Source organism: Synechococcus sp. R6-5 (genome assembly GCF_047461775.1).
Lineage (GTDB): Bacteria > Cyanobacteriota > Cyanobacteriia > Thermostichales > Thermostichaceae > Thermostichus.
The window spans coordinates 1-572 of the sequence record NZ_JANSHV010000288.1 but is presented as its reverse complement, the minus strand read 5'-3'; the positions used below and the strand labels follow the sequence as shown (position 1 = coordinate 572).

Genomic DNA, 572 nt, shown 5'->3' with positions numbered 1-572 from the left:
TTTCGCGGTAGCGGGACGGAGTCCTTTGGAGAGGATCCGCAACATCCCCAGGTGCGCTATGTGAACGCGGAGCGGGATCGATTTGAGGTGGCCTTGGCTCAGGCCGTGCTGGCCCAGGGGATCCCTGTTTTAGGCATTTGCCGGGGGATGCAATTGTTAAATGTGGTCAGTGGCGGCAAGCTGTTCGCGGTAGCGGGACGGAGTCCTTTCCCCCATGTGCCTGATGTGTACGACGAGCTGGATCACTTCAACCCCGCTGATCGCGGTAGCGGGACGGAGTCCTTGCGGGCATGAAAGATGTCTTGGTACTCAAATACGCTGGTTAGGCTGAGGCTTTGCCAGGGCGGGATCCCTCTGCGGCAGCTCAACACCCCAGTAGCCAGCAGAAAGCTGCCCCATGCTAGGCTCTAGGCGGTGCTGCCCTAGTCGGCAAGGGGGGACTTGAAGGATATGAAAAAAAGGGTGGGCAGGGTAGTTTTCGCAAGTGCTTTAACTTTTTTTGCCAGTTCAATTCTTCTGAGAGCATGACTCTAGTCAATAATAGGCTCAACTATACTGAAAATAATGTATAA

General features: G+C 54.7%; 1 protein-coding gene. It reads left to right on the top strand.

Going from position 1 to position 572, the window contains the following annotated elements; all coding sequences use genetic code 11:
- Positions 1 to 294: gamma-glutamyl-gamma-aminobutyrate hydrolase family protein (locus NW818_RS12840; protein ID WP_414424775.1), on the top strand; the 294-nt coding region annotated here is incomplete at its 5' end.
- Positions 295 to 572 lie beyond the last annotated feature (278 nt).